This window comes from Streptomyces sp. CB01580 (assembly GCF_001905795.1).
Classification (GTDB): Bacteria; Actinomycetota; Actinomycetes; order Streptomycetales; family Streptomycetaceae; genus Streptomyces.
Genome location: NZ_LIXJ01000064.1, coordinates 1 through 5,938, shown reverse-complemented (window position 1 = coordinate 5,938; position 5,938 = coordinate 1). Strand labels below are relative to the sequence as shown.

The window sequence follows — 5,938 nt, the reverse complement described above, 5'->3', positions numbered from 1 at the left end:
GTGATGGAGGCCATCGCCGGGGTCGGGTGCTCGACCATCGCGCGACCGGTGTCACGGTCGCCGCAGATGACGTTGAAGACGCCCTTGGGAAGGATCTGCCCAATGATCTCGGCGATCAGCACGGTCGACGCCGGGGTGGTGTCGGACGGCTTGATGACGACGGTGTTGCCCGCGGCGAGCGCCGGGGCGAACTTCCAGACGGCCATCATCATCGGGTAGTTCCACGGCGCGACCTGCGCGCAGACGCCGACCGGCTCGCGCCGGACGATGGAGGTGAGGCCCTCCATGTACTCACCGGCCGAGCGGCCCTCCAGCAGTCGCGCCGCGCCCGCGAAGAAGCGGATCTGGTCCACCATCGGCGGGAGTTCCTCGGTGCGGGTGAGCTCGACCGGCTTGCCCGTGTTCTCCGACTCGGCGGCGATGAGGTCCTCGGCACGCTCCTCGAAGGCGTCCGCGATCTTCAGCAGGGCCTTCTGGCGCTCGGCGGGCGTGGTGTCGCGCCAGGCGGGGAAGGCCGCCGCGGCGGCCTCCATCGCGGCGTCGACGTCGGCCGTACCGGAGAGCGGCGAGGTCGCGTACACCTCCTCGGTCACCGGGTTGATCACGTCGATGGTCCGCCCGTCAGCGGCGTCCCGGAACTCTCCGTCGATGTAGTTGCGCAGACGGCGCACCTCGGTGGTCACAACCACCCCTCCTGTCACACACGTCCAATGGTGAGATGTCCACCCTAGTCGCTTGGGTGTCGCTTTCGACATGCCCAACCACGGTGAACTTCGGATTCAGTGTGATCCGGAGCCTCAAACAACGAATTTCATCGATCCGGGGTTGCCAGACCGACGAGTCCCGGTGCACAGTGGATGCGTGGCCAGTCGCAGCGCAGACTCCAGGAACGGGAACGCATCGCCCCCCGTGGTCGATTCCGTGTCCCTCGCGATCATCGAGCAGCTCCAGGAGGACGGGCGCCGCCCGTACGCCGCGATAGGCAAGGCCGTCGGCCTGTCCGAGGCGGCCGTGCGGCAACGCGTCCAGAAGCTGCTCGACCAGGGAGTGATGCAGATCGTCGCCGTCACGGACCCGCTCACCGTGGGATTCCGGCGCCAGGCGATGGTCGGCATCAACGTCGACGGCGACCTCGACCCCGTGGCCGAGGCGTTGTCGGCCATGGACGAGTGCGAGTACGTGGTGATGACCGCGGGCTCCTTCGACCTGATAGTGGAGATCGTCTGCGAGGACGACGACCACCTTCTGGAAACGATCAACAAACGCATCCGGGCCATCCCCGGCGTGCGCTCCACCGAGAGCTTCGTGTACCTGAAGCTCAAGAAGCAGACCTATATGTGGGGAACCCGATAGCCGTGAGCAAGGACCTCAGCCGAACCGCGTACGACCACCTGTGGATGCACTTCACCCGCATGTCGGACTATGCGAACGCGCCCGTTCCCACCATCGTGCGGGGTGAGGGCACCTACATCTTCGACGACCAGGGCAAGCGCTACCTCGACGGCCTGTCCGGCCTGTTCGTGGTCAACGCCGGCCACGGCCGTCACGAGCTCGCCGAGGCGGCCTACAAGCAGGGTCAGGAGCTGGGCTTCTTCCCGGTCTGGTCCTACGCCCACCCGAAGGCCGTCGAGCTGGCCGACCGCCTCGCCGACTACACGCCGGGCGACCTCAACAAGGTCTTCTTCACCACCGGTGGTGGCGAGGCCGTGGAGACCGCCTGGAAGCTGGCCAAGCAGTACTTCAAGCTCCAGGGCAAGCCGACCAAGTACAAGGTCATCTCGCGCGCGGTCGCCTACCACGGCACCCCGCAGGGCGCCCTGTCGATCACCGGCCTGCCGGGCCTGAAGGCCCCCTTCGAGCCGCTGGTCCCCGGCGCGCACAAGGTCCCCAACACCAACATCTACCGCGCCCCGATCCACGGCGACGACCCGGTGGCCTTCGGCCGCTGGGCCGCCGACCAGATCGAGCAGCAGATCCTCTTCGAGGGCCCCGAAACCGTCGCCGCGGTCTTCCTGGAGCCGGTGCAGAACGCCGGTGGCTGCTTCCCGCCGCCGCCCGGTTACTTCCAGCGCGTGCGCGAGATCTGCGACAAGTACGACGTGCTGCTCGTCTCCGACGAGGTCATCTGCGCCTTCGGCCGCCTGGGCACCATGTTCGCCTGCGACAAGTTCGGCTACGTGCCGGACATGATCACCTGCGCCAAGGGCATGACCTCGGGCTACTCCCCCATCGGCGCCTGCATCGTCTCGGACCGCGTCGCCGCGCCGTTCTACGAGGAGGGCAACACCTTCCTGCACGGCTACACCTTCGGTGGCCACCCGGTGTCCTCGGCGGTCGCTCTCGCCAACCTCGACATCTTCGAGCGCGAGGGCCTCAACCAGCACGTGCTGGACAACGAGAACGCCTTCCTCACCACGCTGCAGAAGCTGAACGACCTGCCGATCGTCGGCGACGTCCGCGGCAACGGCTTCTTCTACGGCATCGAACTGGTGAAGGACAAGGCCACCAAGGAGACGTTCAGCGACGAGGAGACCGAGCGCGTCCTGTACGGGTTCCTCTCCAAGGCGCTCTACGACAACGGCCTGTACTGCCGTGCCGACGACCGCGGCGACCCGGTCGTCCAGCTCGCGCCGCCGCTGACCTCCGACCAGTCGACGTTCGACGAGATCGAGGGCATCCTGCGCAACGTCCTGACGCAGGCGTGGGCCAAGCTCTGACCGGCAGATCCGTCCGCCGACCGGCCACGGACCGGCCGGCGGACGGAATCCGGTGCCCGACCGCTGCCTGACGCCCGCCCGACCGGCGGTCGTCCCCTACGGTCCACGACGGCCCGGGTGCCCCCATTCGAGTGGGATGGGGTGCACCCGGGCCGTGTGCTGTGCCCAGACCCCGGTCCGGGTCCCTACGGTGCCGAGTGACCGATCGGCCCCCGCATCGTTCCCCCGTACGGGGGACGGGACTTACGATCTGAACCGAGGTGTACACCATGGTGGCCCCGCCGGACAACGACGTGATCTGGGCGCGTTCCCTCCAGCACTCCCACAACGGCTCGCCCGCGCTCGGCGGAGTCTCCCTGGGCGTCCGCGACGGCGAGATCCTCGCCGTGACGGGCCCGAGAGGCAGCGGCAAGACGACCCTGCTGCTCTGCCTGTCCGGTCAGTTGGTGCCCGAGCAGGGCGAGGTGTGGTTCAACAGCGTCCCCGTCCACACCATGGGCCCCCGGCTGCGCGAACGGCTGCGCCGGGACAGGTTCGGCTGGATCGCCCCCGTACCGCAGCTCGTCGCGGAGCTGAACGCCTGGGAGAACGTGGCGCTTCCGCTGCTCCTGCGCGGCACCACGCACCGGGAGGCGAAGAAGACCGGCCTGGAGTGGCTGGAGCGGCTCGACATCGGCGCGTGCGCCAAGCAGCGGCCGCACACCCTGCTCCAGGGCGAGCGCCAGCGGATCGCCGTGGCCCGCGCGCTGGCCACCTCGCCGACGGTGATCTTCGCCGACGAGCCGACCGCGGCCCTGCACCACGCCGACCGGGCGCACGTGCTGCGCACCCTCACCAGCGCGGCCCGCTCGCACCGCATCACGGTGGTGCTCGCCACCCATGACGCGGAGGTCGCCTCCCTCGCCGACCGTACGGTCCCGCTGCTGGACGGCCGCCGCGTCGCCACCGTCGCCCTGCCCGCCGTGTCCGATGCGGAGGGCCGCGCGGCGTGCTCGCTCTCCGTCTAGCCCGGGGCTCCCGTCCGCTGGTCCTGCTGCGCAGGCTGCTCGTCGCGGCAGCCTCCGCCGGAGTCGGCTTTCTGCTGCTGTGCGCCCTGGGCTACGCGTCGGGGCACCCGGACCGGCCCACCGCCGCGCTGCTGCGGCTGCTGTGGTGCTTCGTACCGCTCGCCGCCACCGTGCAGTTCGCGGTCGCGGTGGCCCGTACGGATCCCGGCACCCGGCCGCGTTCCGGGCTGTCCGCCGTGGGCCTGGGGCCCGTGAAGCTCACCGTGCTGGCCGCCGTCTCCACCGCCGTCTCCTGCACGCTCGGATCGGTGGTGGCGCTGCTGGTCTTCCTGCACCTGCGCGGCGATCTGTCCGGGCTGCCGTTCGACGGCGCCGCGGCCGGACTGCTCGACGCCCGGTCCCCGCTGCCGCTCGCCGCCGCGCTGGTGCTGCTGTCCCTGGTCCCGGTGTCCGCGGCCGTCGCGAGCGGGATCGCGTTGCGCGAGCGGCCCGTGGTGGTCCCGCTGCCCGATGAGGGCCCCGCGGACGGCCCGCAGGAGGAACCCCCCGCTCCGGTGACGCCCCCGGGCGGGCTGCCGTGGGGCGTGGCCCTGACCGCCGTGGGACTCGCCGTCGAGGCGTACATGAGCCGCGGTGACGGGCACAGCCTGCTCCCGCTCCCGGGCCGGCTCGACGACACCCCGGCCGGGGTGCTGGCGGGGTGGGCGCTGACGGCGGTCGGCCTGGCGATGGCCGGGCCCGGCCTGGCGTACCACTGCGGCCGGCTGCTGCAGTCGGCGCGCCCCGGCGCCGTGCGGCTGCTGGCCGGACGGGTCCTCATGGTCGAGGCGCGCCGGATCGGCGGGCCGCTCGGCGTGGTGTGCGCGGTGCTCTCGGCGGTGGCCGCCGTGTACGCGCTGCACGGAACGGGCCCCCGCCCCTTCGGCCCGCTCACCGCGCTGGGCTCGGTGCTCGTCCTCGGCTGCACCGCGGCCACCCTGCTGACCTCGGCCCTGGAGGCCAGGCAGGACCGTGCCCGGACGTCGCGGACGCTGCTGCGGCTCGGCACCCCGGCCTCGGCACTGCGGTACGCGACGGCGCTGCGCGCCGCCGTCCTGCTGGTGGTGTTCGCCCCGCTGACCTGGCTGGTCGCCGAGCTGGCGGCGCTGCCACTGACCGTCTGACGAGGCCGTCCCCGCGGGCGCGGGCGCCGAGCGGCGGTCGCGGATCCTGCGGGCGGCGGTCGTCGGGGGCACGGGTCGGCCGCTCTCCGGCGGGGCGGGCCCGCGTGTACCGTCCCGGGCCCGCCCGGTCGCCCGGGGCCCGCGTCACCGTTCGGCGGGCAGCACCACGCACTCCGCCGCGTCGAAGCGGATCCCGACCGTCTCCCCCTCCCCGGGGACGTCGCGCAACGCGCACTCCGCCTCCAGAACCGGACCGCGCTGCGGCGTCAGCCGTACGGCGACGCGATCGCCCCGGAACGTGCGCGCCCCGACCGCGCAGCGCAGCCCCTCCTCCGGGGCACCGATCCGCACCCCGGCCGGACGCACGAGCAGGGCACGCTCCCCCTGCGGCGAACCCTCGGGCACCGGGACCCCGCCCCACGCCGTGTCGGCGACCGCACCGTCCACCGTCGCCGCCACCACGTTGTCGAAGCCGAGGAACCGGGCGACGAACGCGGAGGCGGGCCGCTGCCACACCTCCGTCGGCGTGCCCGTCTGCGCGATGTGCCCGTCCCGCATCACGACCACCCGGTCGGCCAGCGCGAACGCCTCGCCCTGGTCGTGCGTGACGGCCAGCACCGTCGTGCCCAACCGTCCGAAGAGCGTGCGCAGTTCGGCCACGAGGCGTTCGCGCAGACCGCGGTCGAGCTGGCCGAGCGGCTCGTCCAGCATCAGCAGCTTGGGACGCGGGGCGAGCGCCCGCGCGAGGGCGACCCGCTGCTGCTCGCCTCCGGACAGTGCGGCGACGGCACGCCGCTGGGCGCCCGGCAGGCCCACCAGGTCGAGGAGTTCGCCGACCCGGCGCTCCTGATCGCGCCGGGAGACCCCGCGCATCCGCAGCCCGAACGCGACGTTGGCGCCGACGTCCCGGTGCGGAAAGAGCTGGTGGTCCTGGAACATCAGGCCGAGACCCCGCCGGTGCACCGGCACCCCCGCCTGGTCCGCCCCGTCCAGCAGCACCCGGCCGCCGTCCGTCCTCTGGAGCCCGGCGACCACCCGCAGCAGAGTCGAC

The 5,938-nt window shown here is 72.1% G+C and carries 6 protein-coding genes; 4 read left to right on the top strand and 2 right to left on the bottom strand.

Translation table 11 applies throughout. The annotated features are described in order from the left end of the window. A partial coding sequence (locus AMK22_RS36820) for an aldehyde dehydrogenase family protein (RefSeq protein ID WP_143203660.1) occupies window positions 1–683 on the bottom strand: 683 nt, incomplete at its 3' end. Window positions 684–846: 163 nt separating this feature from the next. Here AMK22_RS36820 and AMK22_RS36815 point away from each other — a divergent pair. The 4 genes from AMK22_RS36815 (at window position 847) to AMK22_RS36800 (ending at window position 4,887) form a co-directional block, all read left to right on the top strand. Further along, a complete protein-coding gene (locus tag AMK22_RS36815) occupies window positions 847–1,353 on the top strand; it encodes an Lrp/AsnC family transcriptional regulator (protein ID WP_073792071.1) in 507 nt (168 codons plus the stop codon). Then, window positions 1,338–2,717, top strand: coding sequence for an aspartate aminotransferase family protein (locus AMK22_RS36810; RefSeq protein ID WP_073792069.1), 1,380 nt, complete (start codon window positions 1,338–1,340; stop codon window positions 2,715–2,717). Before AMK22_RS36815 ends, AMK22_RS36810 begins: the two co-directional genes overlap by 16 nt. A 269-nt stretch (window positions 2,718–2,986) precedes the next feature. Next, on the top strand, window positions 2,987–3,724 hold the full coding sequence (locus AMK22_RS36805; RefSeq protein ID WP_073792068.1) for an ABC transporter ATP-binding protein: 738 nt from the start codon (window positions 2,987–2,989) through the stop codon (window positions 3,722–3,724). Then, window positions 3,706–4,887 (top strand): hypothetical protein, encoded by a 1,182-nt coding sequence (locus AMK22_RS36800; RefSeq protein ID WP_073792066.1) that lies wholly within the window; start codon window positions 3,706–3,708, stop codon window positions 4,885–4,887. Before AMK22_RS36805 ends, AMK22_RS36800 begins: the two co-directional genes overlap by 19 nt. A 144-nt stretch (window positions 4,888–5,031) precedes the next feature. Here AMK22_RS36800 and AMK22_RS36795 read toward each other — a convergent pair. Then, a partial coding sequence (locus AMK22_RS36795) for an ABC transporter ATP-binding protein (RefSeq protein WP_073792065.1) occupies window positions 5,032–5,938 on the bottom strand: 907 nt, incomplete at its 5' end.

Coding starts and splice junctions, on each gene's coding strand:
- AMK22_RS36805 (WP_073792068.1), top strand. CDS start 2,987: ATGGTGGCCCCGCCGGACAACGACGTGATCTGGGCGCGTTCCCTCCAG.